The sequence below is a fragment of the Zestomonas carbonaria genome, from assembly GCF_904061905.1.
GTDB lineage: Bacteria > Pseudomonadota > Gammaproteobacteria > Pseudomonadales > Pseudomonadaceae > Aquipseudomonas > Aquipseudomonas carbonaria.
In genome coordinates this window covers 1-13,772 of record NZ_CAJFCI010000031.1, presented here as the reverse complement: position 1 = coordinate 13,772, position 13,772 = coordinate 1, and the positions used below count along the sequence as shown (strand labels likewise).

Below are 13,772 nucleotides of genomic sequence, written 5' to 3'. Positions count from 1 at the left end.
CCGCTACTACGTGAACAACCGCTTCAGACCTGCGATCAGGCGCCTGGAAAGCGCAGATTTAAGCGCATCTCCATGCCACAACCACCAATGGCGAAACCACGTGAAAAAGGCTGCGGCCAACAACACGACCCCCACTGAGCCGACAAATAGAAGGAATATCCGCCTACCATCCACGGGGTCTCCAGGCTCGCTTCCGAGCACTACCAGACAGGCCCAGATCAAGATGGTCACGCAAGCGAAGAAGCTGATCTTGTCCTTGAAGTTCTCAAGGGCCTGAGCCCGAAGGCGTTCTTCCCGAAGCCTGGCTTGCTCTCGCTTGCAGACAACGCAAATCACCTCGCGACCCTCCACAAACCGCATCGCACAGCACGTACAGAGCTTCGGCGACTTGATCTCGATGTAGTCACGCCCGGCGACTCGGTTGTTGCTCCCCTCGACCTGAATGCTCACATCCTGGATGCTCACGTATTACTCCTTGGTTTCGTGATAGTCCCTGCCTGCGGTTCGATTTCCAGAGCCCTTCACTGTTACTCCGCCAACCGGCTTCGAGGTTTTTTGTGCAGCACGGCCTGGTGCGTTGGCCTCGTGATAGTCCCCGCCAGCAGTGCGGTTCCGGTCTCCTTCGACAGCCACCCCGGAATCTCCCTTCATAGGCTTCTTGCCTGCACTCCCGGTCAGAGCGTTGGCAAGCAACTCCTTCTTACCTGCCTGGTCCCGCCCCCTGTATTCATCGAGGAGTAGCTGTTCATCAGCGGGCAAATCGTGCGACATCGCACGATTTGAGCTCAAACGATCACCAGTCAGGACATAGAGCAGGTCCAGCCCAAGCTCACCCCATGCAGCCAGCTGTGCCGCATCTGGGTAAGCGCCACCCTCTTGCTCCCAGCGGATCTGAGTCTTCTTGCTCACCTCAACAAGAGCCGCGAACTGAGTTTGGCTGTAGCCAAGCCTTTCGCGCTCTTCTTTGATTCGCGCACCAATAGACAAAATTGTCCCTCTCACGCATTGACAGGTCCCATTATTGGGACCATGATCAGCCACACAAACCCGAAACATCTTTGCATCACAGGAGCCACTGCCATGGCCACTGCAACCAAAGCCCTAACCGCTGAGCAGGTGAAAGAACGCTTTCGCGCTGCCGGCAAAACCTTCACCACCTGGGCCAAGGAGAACGGCTACTCCCGAAACGATGTGTACCGTGTCCTCAATGGCCAACTCAAAGCCAACTACGGCAAAGCTCACGAAATTGCCGTGAAGCTCGGCCTCAAACCTGCTGTTGCCGCGTGAGGGGCACTGCCATGACCCACTCGCAACTGCCGATCGAAGAGATCGAGCTCATTCCGCACCCCATGGACGCCTGGCGTGCCGCGCTGAACGCGCTGATCGCCTGTGCCCCCGGCGATGAAACCGCCATTGCCTGGCACCTGGTCGACGCCAGCAGCCAGTTGCCGGCCAGCCGTGGCGCCGTCCAGGCCCTGCTGCACGAAGCCACCCGCGCCAACGGCAAGTGCCTGCTGACCAAGCGTGAGGCCGTGTCCCGCATTTCTGCCGAGACCTCGGCTCAGATCATTCGGGGTCTTGGGCTTCCTGAATTGCGTCCAGCATCCGCCCTTGGAATAGCTCAGCCAGCGTGCTCCCGTAGTCAGAAACCAGATCATGGCGGCGAAGCTCATCAATCCCTCGCCTCACTTCCGCAGCAGCCCCGTTTCCATCAATCAGCCCTGCCTGATGGAGAGCGGTCGTGAGCATTACCAGAATCTCCTGCTGCACCAGATATGCGTCCATGGCCTCTTGCCGTAGTTGCCTATCGCGGATCAGTGCTGCCAACTCCTCAACTGGAATCCTCGCCATCTCCGTGCCTCCTGTTTCGGTGAATGTACCCCAACAAGCTGGCACTTTGGCAACGACGTTGCCAATGCGCAAACACGGTTTTTGTTTGGAGCACCTCTTTGGCACTCGCTTCGGGGACTTCCAATGAAGCGCCGGAACTGGAAGCAGGCCCAGCCCAGCTCGGTGCGCCAGGCCCTGGAGTGGTCCCTGGACTTCGCCTTGGAGCGCCACAACCTGAGCGTCGAGCGCGTGGCCGAGCGCATGGGGCTGGCCAATCACTGGTCGCTCTACAAGTGGGTCTCCGAGGGCCGCATGCCGCTGGTGATGGTGCCGGCGTTCGAGAACGTGTGCGGCATCAACCTGGTCAGCCGCTGGCTGGCCTCCACCGGCGGCAAGTTGCTGATCGACCTGCCCACCGGCCGCCTCTGCAAGGCCGAGGACATGCAGGAGCTGCAGGCCGTCCTGCATACCGCCACCGGCGCCTTGCTCGCCTTCTACAACGGCACCGCCGATGCGGTGCAGACCCTCGGCGCCATCCAGGCCGGGCTGGAAGGGCTCGCCTGGCACCGCGGCAACGTGCAACAGCACGCCACACCCCAACTGGAGCTAGGAGGCCATGGCCATGAGTAAGGCCCAAGCACTGTTCAAGACACTGTTCGACGGCCCGCGCGATCCGCGTAGCGACGAGTACCAGGCCGGCTGCCTGTACATCCTGCGCCGCAAGCTGGACGGCATCCCCCAGCAGGACTGCCCGTACCGCATGCCCAGCGCCCAGGCCGATGCCTGGCTGGCGGGCTGCCAGGAAGGCCTGCGCCAGTACAGCTATCTCCAACAGAACGAGGAGGCGCAGGCATGAGCACCCCACGCACCAGCGACAGCGCCCTGCGCACACTGCGCGTCCTCAAGGCCCTGCGCGGCCACACCCTCAACGGACTGGCCAACGTCGAGCTGGCCAAGGCCTTGGACGAGAGCCCGGCGAACATCAACCGCTGCCTCAACACCCTGATCGAGGCCGGTTTCGCCACCAAGCTCGAGACCGGCCGCTTCGCCCCGAGCATCGGCTTCCTCCAGTACGCGATGGCCACGATGGACGAGCTCAACCGTGCCAGCGCCCGTATCAACGAAATCCAGGCGCGCATCAGCGCCAACTCGCACCACTGACCACAGGAGCACCACATGGACTACGCGAAACTGGCAGCCAAGCTGCTCGAACATGAAGCGCCGCGCAGCGCGGCGTTCCTGCAGGGCATGGCCGCCGTGCTGCGCAAGCGCATCGACGACACCCCGGCCATCAGCCCCTATGCCGCCGGCACCATCGAGGACGATGCCTATTTCGCCGGCTGCACTCGCGGCTACAACGAGTTCCGCAACGCTCTGGTCGAGGCGAACGGTGATCGCAACGTGGTGATCGCCCGCTTTCAGACCCTGGTCGAAGATCGGAGGATCGCTTGATGGCTCGCGGATCTGACAAGCACGTCGAAGAACACCTGGAGCGTTTGGCGGGCCGGAAGCCCGGCAAGGCAGCCGAACTGTTAGGCGACACCCCGATTGGCTCTGGCCTCACCGCCGCACAGCACCTGGCTGCCGAGCATGCCCTGCAGGTTATGCGCGAGTTCGGTGACGGGTTGCCCTACGACCGCCTGCGCTATTTGGACAAGGCCCGATTCCACATGGCCCGCAGTGCCGAAGAAGCCCTGGCGGTCGGCCGTTGCCTGATCGTCATGAAGGAGAACGAGCCGCATGGTGAGTGGCTCGGCATCCTCGAACAGCTCGGTATTGAACAGAGCCTGGCACGCCGCATGGCCCAGGCTGCCCTCAAGTTCGGCGGTATCGAGGCCCCGAAAGCACTGATCGAGGCTGCCAAGTCGAAGAGCAAGCTGTTCGAGTTGATGGTGCTGGACGACGACGAGTTGCAGGCACTCACCGATGGCGGCAGCGTCGCGGGCCTGGAGTTGGACGACATCGAGCGCATGCCGGTCAGTCAATTGCGCGCCGCATTGCGTGAAATGCGCAGCGACAAACAGGCCCAAGGCCGCATCCTCGCGGAGAAAAACGCCCGGATCGACGAGCTCTCCACGGACCTGGACAAGGCTCGTCGCCAGGTCCAGGCCATGACTGCCGACCAGCGTGCCCGTCAGCTCCGAGAGGAGGTGGCTGCACTGGCGTATGTGGCCGAGACCGATATCACCGGCAGCTTGCGCGAGGGCTTCGCCAAGCTGGCCGCGCATGCGGATGAGCACGGCGGCGATCACCGCGGCTTCAAGGCCCTGGTGCTTCGCCAGCTCGAAACCCAGTTGCAGGCCATCCGCAGCGAGTTCCACCTGCCTGCCGATCTCGACCCGGAGGCCGAGCCGGATTGGCTCCATGCCGACCCGGACACGCTGCTCACCGGCGGCGTCGAGGCCTGACCCATGAGCGCCGTGATCACCCAACGCCTGGTCACCCTGGACCGTGCGCTGCAGACCGCAGCGCGGGGCCAGCGGGTCGCCCTGTGCGAAGCCGCGGCGCAGGAGCTCGGCATGAGCTTGGCAAGCATCTATCGCAGACTGGAGGAGGTCACCGTGACCACCACTGCCCGCAAACGCCGCTCCGACGCCGGATCGAGCAGCCTCAGCCGTGAGGAGGCGCTGATCATCAGCGCCTCTCTCATGGAGACGGCCCGGCGCAACGAGAAGCGCCTGTACAGCTTGGGCGATGCCGTCGAGGCTCTGCGCGCCAGCGGCATGATCCGTGCCGAAGCCGTACACAAGCGCACCGGCGAGATCCGTCCCATGTCGATCAGCGCCATCGGTAGGGCGCTGCACGCCTACAAGCTGCACCCTGACCAACTGCTGACGCCGGCGCCGGTGACCGAACTGGCCAGCCTGCACCCCAACCACGTCTGGCAGATCGACGCCTCGTTGTGCGTCCTCTACTACCTGAAGCCAAGCTCTGACCCGCGCGCCAACGGTCTGCGGGTCATGGAGGTGGCCGAGTTCTACAAGAACAAGCCGAAGAACCTGCTGCGCATTGCCATGGACCGGGTCTGGTCCTACGAGATCACCGATCACACTAGCGACTGGGTCTACGCCGAGTACGTGATGGGTGCCGAGAGCGGCGAGAACCTCTGCAGCGTGTTGATCAATGCCATGCAGGAGCGCGGTGGGGCCGACATCCTGCATGGCGTACCGAAGATCCTGATGATGGACCCTGGCTCGGCCAACACCTCGGCGATGGCTCGCAACCTCTGCCGCTCGCTGCGGATCGAGGTGATCGTTCACGCTCCGGGAGCTGCCCGCGTCACCGGCCAGGTCGAGCAGGCTCGAAACCTGATCGAGCGCAAGTTCGAGTCGGGCCTGAAGTTCCAGCCGGTCGCGGACCTGGCCGAACTGAACGCACTGGCCAAAAAGTGGCGTAGCCACTTCAACGCCACCGCGGTGCACTCCAGGCACAAGCAAACCCGTACTGCGCTCTGGATGACCATTCGCCAGGACCAACTGATTAAGGCGCCGAGCGTCGAGGTCTGTCGTGAACTGGCGGTCGCCGCGCCGGAGAGCCGCAAGGTCAGCAGCAAGCTGCGCGTGTCTTTCCAGGGGCGCGAATACGACGTCTCGTCGGTACCCGGAGCGATGGTCAACGAGAAGGTCATGGTCACCCGCAACCCCTGGCGTGACGATGCCGCCCAGGTAGTGACCACCAACGCCGAGGGGCGCGAGGTGTTTTACGTGGTGCCGGCGATCGAGCGCGACGAGCACGGCTTCGAAGTCGGGGCGCCGGTAATCGGCGAGGAGTTTAGGCATCGCGCCGACACGCCGGCCCAGGTTGCCCGCAAGGAGGCCGCCCGATTGGCCATGGGTGTCGAGACCGACGCCGAGGCCGAGCAGGCCCGCAAGGATAAGAAGGTGCCTTTCGGTGGCCGCCTGCAGCCGTACAAGCACATCGACGATGCCGAGTTGCCCACCTTCATGCCGCGCCGCGGCACCCAGCACGACCTAGTGGCTCCAGCCGTCGAGATTCCGCCCCTCAGTCATGTCGAGGCCGCCAAGGCCTTGCGCGTCCGTTTGGGCAACTGGTCGGCGGAGAGGCTGGCCTGGCTGAAAACGAACTACCCGAACGGCGTGCCGGAAGAGCAACTCGACCCCATCGTCCAGCAGATGCAGGCACCGGTCCGGCCCGGCCTGCGCGTAGTAGGAGGCAACGACTGATGCGGCGCCTGAAGGAAGTACTCGCTGACTTGGGCAAAGGCCAGGCCGACCTGGCCAGGGCTGTGAAGCTCAGCCCGGCCACCATTGCCCAACTGATCAACCACAACCTGTGGCCCAAATCCATCGACAAGCAGGAGCTATGGGGCCGTATGGCCGATTGGCTCTATGAGGCCGGTGCGCAAGACAACGATATCGCCGCCTTGGAAGAAGAAGTGGAGCCGCCGCGTTGGCGCGCGGCGGCTCCTGCAACCCCGCCCGAAAACAACCAAGTAAACGACCAGGAGTGCGACGACATGCTAATGGCAAAACAAGTCCTGCGACCAGACACCAAGCGGGCCTTCGGCCTGGTGCGTGACCCGTTCGACGAGCTGAAAGCCGCCGACGAGATGTACCTCAGCCCCGATATCCGCTACATCCGCGAGTCGATGTACCAGACGGCCCGGCACGATGGCTTCCTCGCCGTGGTGGGCGAATCCGGCGCCGGCAAGAGCACCCTGCGCCGCGACCTGGCGCACCGCCTGCGCAATGAGCCGGTGATCGCCATCGAACCCTACGTGCTCGGCATGGAAGACAACGACAGCAAGGGCAAGAGCCTCAAGGCCACGCACATCGCCGAGTCGGTGATGGCCGCCGTGGCGCCACTGGAGAAGGCCAAGTCCAGCCCCGAGGCGCGCTTCGCGCAGATGCACAACACCCTCAAAGCCAGCCACGCCGCCGGTTTCCGCCATGTGCTGATCATCGAGGAGGCGCACTCGCTGCCCATCCCCACGCTCAAGCACCTCAAGCGCATGCGCGACCAGTTGGAGCTGGGCTTCGACAAGCTCATCAGCATCATCCTGATCGGCCAGCCCGAGCTGCTGATCAAGCTCTCGCCGCGCAACGGCGATGTACGCGAGGTGGCGCAGCGCATCGAGATCGCCCAGTTGCAGCCCATTCCGGTGGGCGACCTGGAGCAGCACCTGGCGTTCCGCTGCGGCTACGCCGGCAAGCAGCTCGGCGAGCTGATCGACCAGGGCGGTGTGCAGGCGATCGTCGAGCGCCTAGGCAGCTCCGGCAAGGACGGCACCAGCCAGCTCTACCCGCTGGCGATCGCCAACCTGTTCAAAGCCGCCCTCAACCTCGCCGCCGAGATCGGCGAGTCCGTGGTTACGGCTGATGTTGTGAAGGGGGTGTGAGATGCAGAAGGCAATCCTGACCTTCAAGGACAAAGCGGGCGGCAACGTCGACGTCAACCTCTCGTTCGATCCGCCGGTTAAGGGCAGCTCGACCATGACACCGGCCATCAGCCTCGGCTTCCAGGCCCTGGATGTGCTCAAGAAAGCCGAGCACCAGCGCTCGGTAGACCTGGATCAACTGCAGGAGCTGATCCGCCCTGTGGCCCACCTGGCCAACCGCTACGTAGCCAACCTGCACAAGGGCGATCGCGAGTACACCGATGCGATCGCTGACCTTAGCGCGCTCAACGATGCCCTGACCAAGCTGCCCAAGCCGGCCAGCGACGAGGAGGAATGACCATGACCACCGCCAACGTCATTCCGCTCAGCGCCCAGGTCGCCGCCGACCTGGCCCGCCAGCACGCACTGCCCATGTGCACTGTGCTCACCCCCGAACTGGGCTCCCGCCTGCAGGCCGTCAACGCCATGACCCGCACCCTCCGGGCCGCGGGCATCCGCATCGAGCACGTGGTAGTGCTCGACTCCACCGTGTTCATCGCCCCCGAGAGCTCCGACCTGCTGGCCAGCCTGTTCCGGGGCAAGTGGCGCGGCGCCAGCTGGACCACGGTCGGCAAGCACACCAAGAACATGGTGACCCTGGATGGTGTCCGGGTGGCCTGGATGACTCCGGTGAAGGAGCAGGATCAATGAGCGGTTTTCCGATCAGCGCGAAGTGCCTGGCCGTGCGCCTCGGCACAGTGGCTCGCGACCTCGACCTTGAACCAGACGCCATCGAGCTGTTCGCCAGCATCCAGGGCGTGCGCATCCCACTCCATAGCACCACCTTCCAGGTCGACGACGACGGCACGCTGCTGTTCCTCAACGGTTTCGAGGGCTTCCTCGACGCCCTGCGCGCCCAGGTAAAGGAGGCCGAGCAGAACCTGGTCACCGAGTGCAACCGCTACAACGCCCTCTGGCTGCAATTCGACAACCTGATGGCGGCCAGCAACCAGCTCTGCAGTGAGATGGCGGTCATGTGCGAAGCCCAGTTGGCCGGTGATCACGACCTGGTCATGCGCAAGGTTGCGCAGTTCACCGATAGCTACGTCAAGAACTGCAAGCCGGCCGGCGCCGACGGGAGGGTGCATTGATGACCGCCATGACCGCGTCCGCCCGCGTGCTGCGCCTGGAGGCCCTGCTGCGCAACGCAAAACCCTACGTCGGCCGCTGCGCGAGCATCGGCGCCCAGCAGCTCAGTGGCCAGATCACCAACGAACTGACCGGCCAGCAGCCGACGCCGATCGCCGCCGACGACGTTGAGCACGCGATCGCCGTGCTCAGCGACGCCAGCGCCAGCGAAACCCCGACGATGTTCTGGGCCGAGGCGATGCAGCACGTCTCCGTGCTCATCAAACACATCCGTACCACTCAGCAGCAGGAGTCGAGTCATGGCTGAGCCCCAAGAAATCCAGATCCCGGCCGGCTGGGTACGTAACGCCGCCGGCAACCTGGTGCACGAAAGCGAGATCAGCGAGCAGGACAAGCTGCGCGACCAGGTCGTAATGGGCATCGCCACCGTGGCACAGCGCCTGAACGGCGAGCTGAAGGCTCTGAAGGAAAAGGCCCTGGCCGAGATCGACGACCTCATCACCATTGCCGGCGAGAAGTACGACATGAAACTGGGCGGGCCGAAGGGCAACGTCTCGCTGCTGTCGTTCGACGGCCGCTTCAAGCTCAAGCGCATCCACCAGGACAGCATTGGCTACACCGAGGAGATGGAAGTCGCCAAGGCCAAGGTGTTCGAGTGCATCAGCCGCTGGGGCCAGACCGTCCATGAGGATGCCCACAAGCATCTCTTCACCCTGGCCACCAGGGCATTCCGCCCCACCAAGAGCGGCGAGATCAGCATCTCCCGCGTGATGGACATGCTCCGCGCGGAGATCAACGATCCCGACTGGAAGAAGGCCAAGCAGGCCGTCCAGGACAGCCTGATCGTCAACGGTAAGGCGGTGTACATCCAAGTTCAGCAGCGGGTCGCTGGTAAGAAGTACCAGACCATCCTGCTCGATATCGCGGGGGTGTGAGATGGATCAGGATCGCATCCTCGACAAGATCAAGAAGTGCATGGAGATGGCCAAGGGCAAGGGTGCTACCGCGACCGAGGCCGAGACCGCACTGCGCCAAGCCTACAAGATGATGGAAATCTACAACTTGGAGATGGGCGACGTGCTGGCCAGCATGGCCGGCGAAGTCACCATCGAGGCTGGATCGGACGGAAAGCCACCAGCCTGGCGCGTGCGCCTAGCCCAGGTCTGCGCTCACGCTTTTGGCACCCGGCTCATCATTTCCTCGAAGTTGACCCAGCATCTGGATGTCGTTGGCGCCTTCATCTTCGTTGGCTGCGCTGCCGCTCCAGAGTTGACCGGCTATGCCTACCAGGTGCTGGAGCGGCAGTTGCAGAAGGCTCGCCGCGACTTCCTGAAGTCGCCGAACAACAAGCGCTGCAAACGCTCGACGAAGGTGGCCCGTGGCGATCACTTCGCAAATGGCTGGATCGACGCGGTGTACCACAAGGTCGATGAGTTTGCCGGCGTGGAGGACAACATCGCCGAGGCCATCGAAGCTTATATGGCGAAGCACCATTCCAACCTGGGCAAGTTTGAAATGAAGCGCCGCAAGCTGAAGGCCCGCGACGAAGGCGCCGCCACCGCCGGCTTCCTGGCCGGGAAGTCCGCCCAACTGCACCAGGCGATCAATCACAAGCCGGTCGCCCGGCTGACGGCGGGGGTGTGACATGAGCATGAAGGCATCTATCGCTGTCGCGCGTGTCATCGAACGCATGCAGTGTGATCCGCGCCTTGCCTACCTGATCGGCCCCGGCTCGCAGACCTGGGACGATCTGACCGCCGCCTATGCAGAGATTCATGATGTCCCGGTCGATGATTATCGGCGGCATCTTGAGTCGCGCCTGGAGTTTCAACAGCTACCCGGCATTGGCCGCGCCTGGTTTGACCCGGAGGAGGTGTGACCATGGCTACCGACACTAGCATTGACGTTTCCGTCCGTATGGACAGCGACGGGTACAAGACAGCGACGGTGCGCGGCAAGCGCGCCAGTTGCACATATAACCCGGAGATCGCTGTCGAACGCCTCGGCGACAAGCTATTCCCCGAGTACCACATCACGATAGAGCGCCTGCCATGCGTCGCCGTAGGGCGCATGCACAGCAAGTGGCGGATCACGCCCGGAGCTCCGCTCAACGCTGCGGAGAACATCTGATGGTCCTCGGCGCCCTGGCCATGGAGGCCATCGACCGGGCGAAGAGGAAGATCCGCCACCGCGACGCGTGCCGGAGCAAGCGGTTCTGGACCGAAGCTGAGGAGCAGCTGCTGCGCGAACGCTACGCCGACGAGGAAACAGAGCGGCTCGCTGCGGACCTGGGACGGCCGATCGACCGGGTTTATGCCAAGGCCAACTCGCTTGGACTGCGCAAGTCGGAGGCGTTCATGAAGGCCACCCTCCAGCGTTGTGGCCAGCAGCGAGCGGAACGAGGGAAAGCAAGCAGATTCCAGAAAGGCATGGTGCCCTGGAACAAGGGGCTGAAGGGCCTGCAGGCCGGTGGTCGTGCCAAGGAAACCCAGTTCAAGAAGGGCAGCAAGCCGCACACATGGCTCCCGATTGGGAGTCATCGCGTGAGTCGGGACGGGTATCTGCAACGCAAGGTATCGGACACCGGCTACCCACCGAGAGATTGGGTGGGGGTGCATATTCTGCTGTGGCAAGAGCACCACGGCCCTGTACCAGCAGGGAATTGCCTCTGCTTCAAGGACGGCAACAAGCAGAACATCGCCCTGGACAATCTGGAACTGCTCACCCGCGCCGAGCGCATGCAGCGCAACACAATTCATCGCTACCCGCCCGAACTGAAAGATGCCATCCGGGCGGTCGGCAAGCTCAAACGCACCATCAAGGAGGCGGAGCATGAAGAACAAGCTTGAGGATCTGCGCAACCACCTGTTCGCAACGATCGAGGGGCTGCTGGACCCTGACCAACCGCTGGAAATCGAGCGAGCCAAGGTGGTTGCTCAGGTCAGCCAGGTCATCGTGGAGTCGGCGAAGGTCGAGGTGAAGGCGCTGGAGACGTTGGGCGGTCGAGCCAGCAGCGGTTTCCTGCAGATCGAGCATGAGGACCTCTGAGCATGGCGATCAACAAAGGCACTCTCAGCAAGATCCACATCGCCAAGTCCCAACTGGGCATGGACGATGACACCTACCGCACGGTCCTGGGCCGCGTCGCCGGCGTCCGCTCGGCGAAAGACCTCACCACCAGCCAGGCCAGCAAGCTGCTGACCGAGTTCGAGCGGATGGGCTGGAAGCCCAAGCCATCGGCGCGAGCCAAGGGCAAACCGCACAACTTCAGCAAGCTATCGGGCGAGATCGAGGTGATCGAGGCCCAGCTCACCAACATGGGCCTGCCCTGGAGCTATGCCGATGCGATCGCCAAACGCCAGTTCGGCATCGCCAAGGTGGTTTGGCTCAAGAAGCCCGATCAGCTCAAGGCTGTGCTCGCGGCCCTGCACGTCGAGCAGGAGAAACGCGGCCTGCTGGCCAATGTGGAAGAGCTGCTAAAGCTGCTCGGTGAGCACGATCCAAACTGGAGGGCGGATCTGGAAAGCCTGCCCAAGGGCTGGGAGTGGCGCCGTCCAATCCTCAAGAGCCTGGTCGAAACACTGCGCGCAGCGGCATCTGCAAGGGGGCTGCTGTGATGTTGAGCCCGGATGTTGTTATTCCCATCCTGGCCTGGCTGGCGATCACGGGGAACCTCAGCGCCATCGTGCTGGGCGTACTTGATGGCGTGAGGGGGCAGTGATGCAGATCCAATGCCCTTGCTGCGGCGAGCAGTTCCCGTTCGAGTCGGGGTTCGCCGATGCGGACGGCAAGCGCCTCGCGGCGCTGCTGGCCGGCCTGGAGCCGAAGCTGGGCCGGGCGGTGCTGAACTACCTGCGTCTGTTCAGCCCGGCCAAGCGCGGCCTGCGCATGACAAAGGCCATCCGGCTTATCGAGGAGTTGCTCGACCTGGTCAACGCCGGCTCCGTCCAGCGCGACGCCCGCACCAACGACTCGAAGCCGGCCACTCCGCGGCTGTGGGCCGCTGGCATCGAGCAGATGATCGCTGGCCGCGAGCGCCTGCAGTTGCCGCTGGAAGGTCACGGTTACCTGCGCGCCGTGGTCTACGGCATCGCCGCCGACCCGGCCCAAGTCGCCCAGGTGGCTCCGGCCAAGCCGGCACGCGCAGCAGTGACCGCCACGGCCCAGCAACTGATCCAGGAGGCGATCGGCCGCATCGATGCTGACCAGCGGCTCGGCCTTATAGATGAAGAAGAAGCGGAACGCCGTCGCCAGGCGGCAAGGGGGAACCATGGGTAAGCCGATCCAGGTGTCAGTCATGGCAGAGAAGCGCCACGAGCTGTTCACCGCCATGTTCGACCACATGGTCCTGGTGCTCCACCGGGACTTCCTTATACCGAAGGACGTTGCCGAACAGGCGGCGTCGGCTGTCGTCGATCACATTGCGGTGGTGTGGGGAGGCTCGCACGTCACCATCCCCAAGGACTTCCGCTGGAATCTGACCCAGCGCGATCTGGAGATCCTCTCCAAGTTCAAGGGCAACAACCACCGCGCCCTGGCGGCTGAATACAACCTGTGCGAGAACGCCATCTACAAACTGCTGAAGCGCATCCAGGACCGCAAGTTCGCCCGCGACCAGCACTCCCTCGACCTCGGCGACCTGCCGACCGACTGACGAAAAACGGCGTTGCCTATTGGCCTGGGCGGCCTACTAAAGACCCTGGAAGTGAAGGAGCTGGCGATGGGACGGAAATTTGCAGTAGAGGCTCTACCCCCTGAGATTCAGGAGCAACTGCTAGCACAGTTTCAGCAGTATCCAGCCTGGACAATCCTCGATCACACCGACTGGTTGCAAGAGCAGGGTTACGAGGTCTCAAAATCGGCTGTTCATCGCTATCTGAAGATGAAGAGCGAGGAGGCTGCTGAAGCAGAACCACTATCTGTCGCCGAGGTCACTCGTTTGCGCTGCTTGGAGATTGCCTCCAAGCACTACAACGGCAACGACATTGGCGACCTGTTGGAGCTTTCAGACCAGCTTCTCGACTGGATACGCCAGCCAGAATAGCCGTTGCCATAGCGGTAACGGCTTTTCACTTTCCTATCCCAATACGGCCCACCCTAGGCCAGTACATCCCATAATTATCGCGCTTCCCCGGTATTCTTTTTCTCAAGCCTGATCACTGAAGGGCGTTCGGTGCAGGCACCGTCCCTCACCCTAGCCCTCTCCCGGGGGGAGAGGGGACTGGTCGGAGTTGCCGGTTCGCCCGTAGGAGCGGGCCATGCCCGCGATGCTTTTGCCTTTGTTTATTGGATCACTCGCTCCACTCGCCCTTCGGGCCGCCCTGAAGGGCATTCGGTGCAGGCACCGTCCCGCGTTCGCGCACTGCTGTCCGGCACGCCTCATGCTATTAACAGTTGCCCCTGACGCAGGTTGATCTCGCGTATTCGCTCCTGCCGTCGTCGGTAACGTTCGGCT

At 63.1% G+C, this 13,772-nt stretch carries 25 protein-coding genes; 23 read left to right on the top strand and 2 right to left on the bottom strand.

What is annotated here, in order from left to right:
- Positions 1 to 6 precede the first annotated feature (6 nt).
- Both PSEWESI4_RS07480 and PSEWESI4_RS07475 read right to left on the bottom strand, forming a co-directional pair.
- Positions 7 to 465 carry a hypothetical protein gene (locus PSEWESI4_RS07480; protein ID WP_187670568.1) on the bottom strand — a complete coding sequence of 153 codons (459 nt, stop codon included), beginning with the start codon at positions 463 to 465 and terminating at the stop codon, positions 7 to 9.
- A gap of 3 nt (positions 466 to 468) precedes the next feature.
- Positions 469 to 987, bottom strand: a complete 519-nt coding sequence (locus PSEWESI4_RS07475; RefSeq protein WP_187670567.1) for a helix-turn-helix domain-containing protein — start codon at positions 985 to 987, stop codon at positions 469 to 471.
- Between the two features lie 93 nt (positions 988 to 1,080).
- On the opposite strand from PSEWESI4_RS07475, the gene PSEWESI4_RS07470 reads away from it, so the two are divergent.
- The 23 genes from PSEWESI4_RS07470 to PSEWESI4_RS07360 all read left to right on the top strand — a co-directional run bounded on the left by PSEWESI4_RS07470 (position 1,081) and on the right by PSEWESI4_RS07360 (position 13,361).
- On the top strand, positions 1,081 to 1,287 hold the full coding sequence (locus PSEWESI4_RS07470; protein ID WP_187670566.1) for a DNA-binding protein: 207 nt from the start codon (positions 1,081 to 1,083) through the stop codon (positions 1,285 to 1,287).
- 11 nt (positions 1,288 to 1,298) lie between these two features.
- On the top strand, positions 1,299 to 1,745 hold the full coding sequence (locus PSEWESI4_RS07465) for a hypothetical protein (protein WP_187670565.1): 447 nt from the start codon (positions 1,299 to 1,301) through the stop codon (positions 1,743 to 1,745).
- 229 nt (positions 1,746 to 1,974) lie between these two features.
- A complete protein-coding gene (locus PSEWESI4_RS07460; RefSeq protein ID WP_187670564.1) occupies positions 1,975 to 2,460 on the top strand; it encodes a hypothetical protein in 486 nt (161 codons plus the stop codon).
- The gene (locus PSEWESI4_RS07455; protein ID WP_187670563.1) at positions 2,453 to 2,686 is read left to right on the top strand and encodes a hypothetical protein; all 234 of its coding nucleotides are present in this window, start codon (positions 2,453 to 2,455) and stop codon (positions 2,684 to 2,686) included. The genes PSEWESI4_RS07460 and PSEWESI4_RS07455 overlap by 8 nt, the downstream gene beginning before the upstream one ends.
- The gene (locus PSEWESI4_RS07450; protein ID WP_187670562.1) at positions 2,683 to 2,991 is read left to right on the top strand and encodes a helix-turn-helix domain-containing protein; all 309 of its coding nucleotides are present in this window, start codon (positions 2,683 to 2,685) and stop codon (positions 2,989 to 2,991) included. The genes PSEWESI4_RS07455 and PSEWESI4_RS07450 overlap by 4 nt, the downstream gene beginning before the upstream one ends.
- A gap of 15 nt (positions 2,992 to 3,006) precedes the next feature.
- Complete coding sequence (locus tag PSEWESI4_RS07445) at positions 3,007 to 3,282, top strand: hypothetical protein (protein WP_187670561.1); 276 nt, start codon at positions 3,007 to 3,009, stop codon at positions 3,280 to 3,282.
- Positions 3,282 to 4,238 (top strand): DUF3102 domain-containing protein, encoded by a 957-nt coding sequence (locus PSEWESI4_RS07440; protein ID WP_187670560.1) that lies wholly within the window; start codon positions 3,282 to 3,284, stop codon positions 4,236 to 4,238. The genes PSEWESI4_RS07445 and PSEWESI4_RS07440 overlap by 1 nt, the downstream gene beginning before the upstream one ends.
- Before the next feature lie 3 nt (positions 4,239 to 4,241).
- Positions 4,242 to 6,014: an integrase catalytic domain-containing protein gene (locus PSEWESI4_RS07435; protein ID WP_187670559.1), complete on the top strand. Its 1,773-nt coding sequence runs from the start codon at positions 4,242 to 4,244 to the stop codon at positions 6,012 to 6,014.
- Entirely contained in the window at positions 6,014 to 7,189 is a 1,176-nt protein-coding gene (locus PSEWESI4_RS07430) for an AAA family ATPase (protein WP_187670558.1), read from the top strand. The genes PSEWESI4_RS07435 and PSEWESI4_RS07430 overlap by 1 nt, the downstream gene beginning before the upstream one ends.
- Before the next feature lies 1 nt (position 7,190).
- Complete coding sequence (locus PSEWESI4_RS07425) at positions 7,191 to 7,526, top strand: hypothetical protein (RefSeq protein ID WP_187670557.1); 336 nt, start codon at positions 7,191 to 7,193, stop codon at positions 7,524 to 7,526.
- Positions 7,527 to 7,528: 2 nt separating this feature from the next.
- A complete protein-coding gene (locus PSEWESI4_RS07420; RefSeq protein ID WP_187670556.1) occupies positions 7,529 to 7,879 on the top strand; it encodes a hypothetical protein in 351 nt (116 codons plus the stop codon).
- A complete protein-coding gene (locus tag PSEWESI4_RS07415) occupies positions 7,876 to 8,319 on the top strand; it encodes a hypothetical protein (protein ID WP_187670555.1) in 444 nt (147 codons plus the stop codon). Before PSEWESI4_RS07420 ends, PSEWESI4_RS07415 begins: the two co-directional genes overlap by 4 nt.
- Positions 8,319 to 8,624, top strand: coding sequence for a hypothetical protein (locus PSEWESI4_RS07410; RefSeq protein ID WP_187670554.1), 306 nt, complete (start codon positions 8,319 to 8,321; stop codon positions 8,622 to 8,624). Before PSEWESI4_RS07415 ends, PSEWESI4_RS07410 begins: the two co-directional genes overlap by 1 nt.
- The gene (locus PSEWESI4_RS07405) at positions 8,617 to 9,252 is read left to right on the top strand and encodes a DUF3164 family protein (protein WP_187670553.1); all 636 of its coding nucleotides are present in this window, start codon (positions 8,617 to 8,619) and stop codon (positions 9,250 to 9,252) included. Before PSEWESI4_RS07410 ends, PSEWESI4_RS07405 begins: the two co-directional genes overlap by 8 nt.
- A 1-nt stretch (position 9,253) precedes the next feature.
- Positions 9,254 to 9,961, top strand: coding sequence for a DUF2786 domain-containing protein (locus PSEWESI4_RS07400; protein ID WP_187670552.1), 708 nt, complete (start codon positions 9,254 to 9,256; stop codon positions 9,959 to 9,961).
- 1 nt (position 9,962) lies between these two features.
- On the top strand, positions 9,963 to 10,196 hold the full coding sequence (locus PSEWESI4_RS07395; RefSeq protein WP_187670551.1) for a hypothetical protein: 234 nt from the start codon (positions 9,963 to 9,965) through the stop codon (positions 10,194 to 10,196).
- Positions 10,197 to 10,198: 2 nt separating this feature from the next.
- A complete protein-coding gene (locus PSEWESI4_RS07390; protein ID WP_187670550.1) occupies positions 10,199 to 10,447 on the top strand; it encodes a hypothetical protein in 249 nt (82 codons plus the stop codon).
- Positions 10,447 to 11,166, top strand: coding sequence for an HNH endonuclease signature motif containing protein (locus tag PSEWESI4_RS07385; RefSeq protein WP_187670549.1), 720 nt, complete (start codon positions 10,447 to 10,449; stop codon positions 11,164 to 11,166). The genes PSEWESI4_RS07390 and PSEWESI4_RS07385 overlap by 1 nt, the downstream gene beginning before the upstream one ends.
- Positions 11,150 to 11,365, top strand: a complete 216-nt coding sequence (locus PSEWESI4_RS07380; protein ID WP_187670548.1) for a hypothetical protein — start codon at positions 11,150 to 11,152, stop codon at positions 11,363 to 11,365. Before PSEWESI4_RS07385 ends, PSEWESI4_RS07380 begins: the two co-directional genes overlap by 17 nt.
- A gap of 2 nt (positions 11,366 to 11,367) precedes the next feature.
- Entirely contained in the window at positions 11,368 to 11,934 is a 567-nt protein-coding gene (locus PSEWESI4_RS07375; protein ID WP_187670547.1) for a gp16 family protein, read from the top strand.
- Positions 11,935 to 12,037: 103 nt separating this feature from the next.
- A complete protein-coding gene (locus PSEWESI4_RS07370) occupies positions 12,038 to 12,595 on the top strand; it encodes a hypothetical protein (RefSeq protein WP_187670546.1) in 558 nt (185 codons plus the stop codon).
- Positions 12,596 to 12,614: 19 nt separating this feature from the next.
- Positions 12,615 to 12,971, top strand: coding sequence for a Mor transcription activator family protein (locus PSEWESI4_RS07365; protein WP_187670545.1), 357 nt, complete (start codon positions 12,615 to 12,617; stop codon positions 12,969 to 12,971).
- Between the two features lie 12 nt (positions 12,972 to 12,983).
- Complete coding sequence (locus tag PSEWESI4_RS07360; protein ID WP_187670544.1) at positions 12,984 to 13,361, top strand: phage protein Gp27 family protein; 378 nt, start codon at positions 12,984 to 12,986, stop codon at positions 13,359 to 13,361.
- The last annotated feature ends 411 nt before the right edge of the window (positions 13,362 to 13,772 follow it).

What these genes read in the sequence shown, in the direction of transcription:
- PSEWESI4_RS07420 (WP_187670556.1), top strand. Translation starts at nt 7,529, where the DNA reads ATGACCACCGCCAACGTCATTCCGCTCAGCGCCCAGGTCGCCGCCGAC.
- PSEWESI4_RS07440 (WP_187670560.1), top strand. Translation starts at nt 3,282, where the DNA reads ATGGCTCGCGGATCTGACAAGCACGTCGAAGAACACCTGGAGCGTTTG.
- PSEWESI4_RS07465 (WP_187670565.1), top strand. Translation starts at nt 1,299, where the DNA reads ATGACCCACTCGCAACTGCCGATCGAAGAGATCGAGCTCATTCCGCAC.
- PSEWESI4_RS07385 (WP_187670549.1), top strand. Translation starts at nt 10,447, where the DNA reads ATGGTCCTCGGCGCCCTGGCCATGGAGGCCATCGACCGGGCGAAGAGG.
- PSEWESI4_RS07445 (WP_187670561.1), top strand. Translation starts at nt 3,007, where the DNA reads ATGGACTACGCGAAACTGGCAGCCAAGCTGCTCGAACATGAAGCGCCG.
- PSEWESI4_RS07455 (WP_187670563.1), top strand. Translation starts at nt 2,453, where the DNA reads ATGAGTAAGGCCCAAGCACTGTTCAAGACACTGTTCGACGGCCCGCGC.
- PSEWESI4_RS07400 (WP_187670552.1), top strand. Translation starts at nt 9,254, where the DNA reads ATGGATCAGGATCGCATCCTCGACAAGATCAAGAAGTGCATGGAGATG.
- PSEWESI4_RS07470 (WP_187670566.1), top strand. Translation starts at nt 1,081, where the DNA reads ATGGCCACTGCAACCAAAGCCCTAACCGCTGAGCAGGTGAAAGAACGC.
- PSEWESI4_RS07425 (WP_187670557.1), top strand. Translation starts at nt 7,191, where the DNA reads ATGCAGAAGGCAATCCTGACCTTCAAGGACAAAGCGGGCGGCAACGTC.
- PSEWESI4_RS07390 (WP_187670550.1), top strand. Translation starts at nt 10,199, where the DNA reads ATGGCTACCGACACTAGCATTGACGTTTCCGTCCGTATGGACAGCGAC.
- PSEWESI4_RS07450 (WP_187670562.1), top strand. Translation starts at nt 2,683, where the DNA reads ATGAGCACCCCACGCACCAGCGACAGCGCCCTGCGCACACTGCGCGTC.
- PSEWESI4_RS07410 (WP_187670554.1), top strand. Translation starts at nt 8,319, where the DNA reads ATGACCGCCATGACCGCGTCCGCCCGCGTGCTGCGCCTGGAGGCCCTG.
- PSEWESI4_RS07460 (WP_187670564.1), top strand. Translation starts at nt 1,975, where the DNA reads ATGAAGCGCCGGAACTGGAAGCAGGCCCAGCCCAGCTCGGTGCGCCAG.
- PSEWESI4_RS07435 (WP_187670559.1), top strand. Translation starts at nt 4,242, where the DNA reads ATGAGCGCCGTGATCACCCAACGCCTGGTCACCCTGGACCGTGCGCTG.
- PSEWESI4_RS07430 (WP_187670558.1), top strand. Translation starts at nt 6,014, where the DNA reads ATGCGGCGCCTGAAGGAAGTACTCGCTGACTTGGGCAAAGGCCAGGCC.
- PSEWESI4_RS07405 (WP_187670553.1), top strand. Translation starts at nt 8,617, where the DNA reads ATGGCTGAGCCCCAAGAAATCCAGATCCCGGCCGGCTGGGTACGTAAC.
- PSEWESI4_RS07395 (WP_187670551.1), top strand. Translation starts at nt 9,963, where the DNA reads ATGAGCATGAAGGCATCTATCGCTGTCGCGCGTGTCATCGAACGCATG.
- PSEWESI4_RS07370 (WP_187670546.1), top strand. Translation starts at nt 12,038, where the DNA reads ATGCAGATCCAATGCCCTTGCTGCGGCGAGCAGTTCCCGTTCGAGTCG.
- PSEWESI4_RS07375 (WP_187670547.1), top strand. Translation starts at nt 11,368, where the DNA reads ATGGCGATCAACAAAGGCACTCTCAGCAAGATCCACATCGCCAAGTCC.
- PSEWESI4_RS07415 (WP_187670555.1), top strand. Translation starts at nt 7,876, where the DNA reads ATGAGCGGTTTTCCGATCAGCGCGAAGTGCCTGGCCGTGCGCCTCGGC.
- PSEWESI4_RS07365 (WP_187670545.1), top strand. Translation starts at nt 12,615, where the DNA reads ATGGCAGAGAAGCGCCACGAGCTGTTCACCGCCATGTTCGACCACATG.
- PSEWESI4_RS07380 (WP_187670548.1), top strand. Translation starts at nt 11,150, where the DNA reads ATGAAGAACAAGCTTGAGGATCTGCGCAACCACCTGTTCGCAACGATC.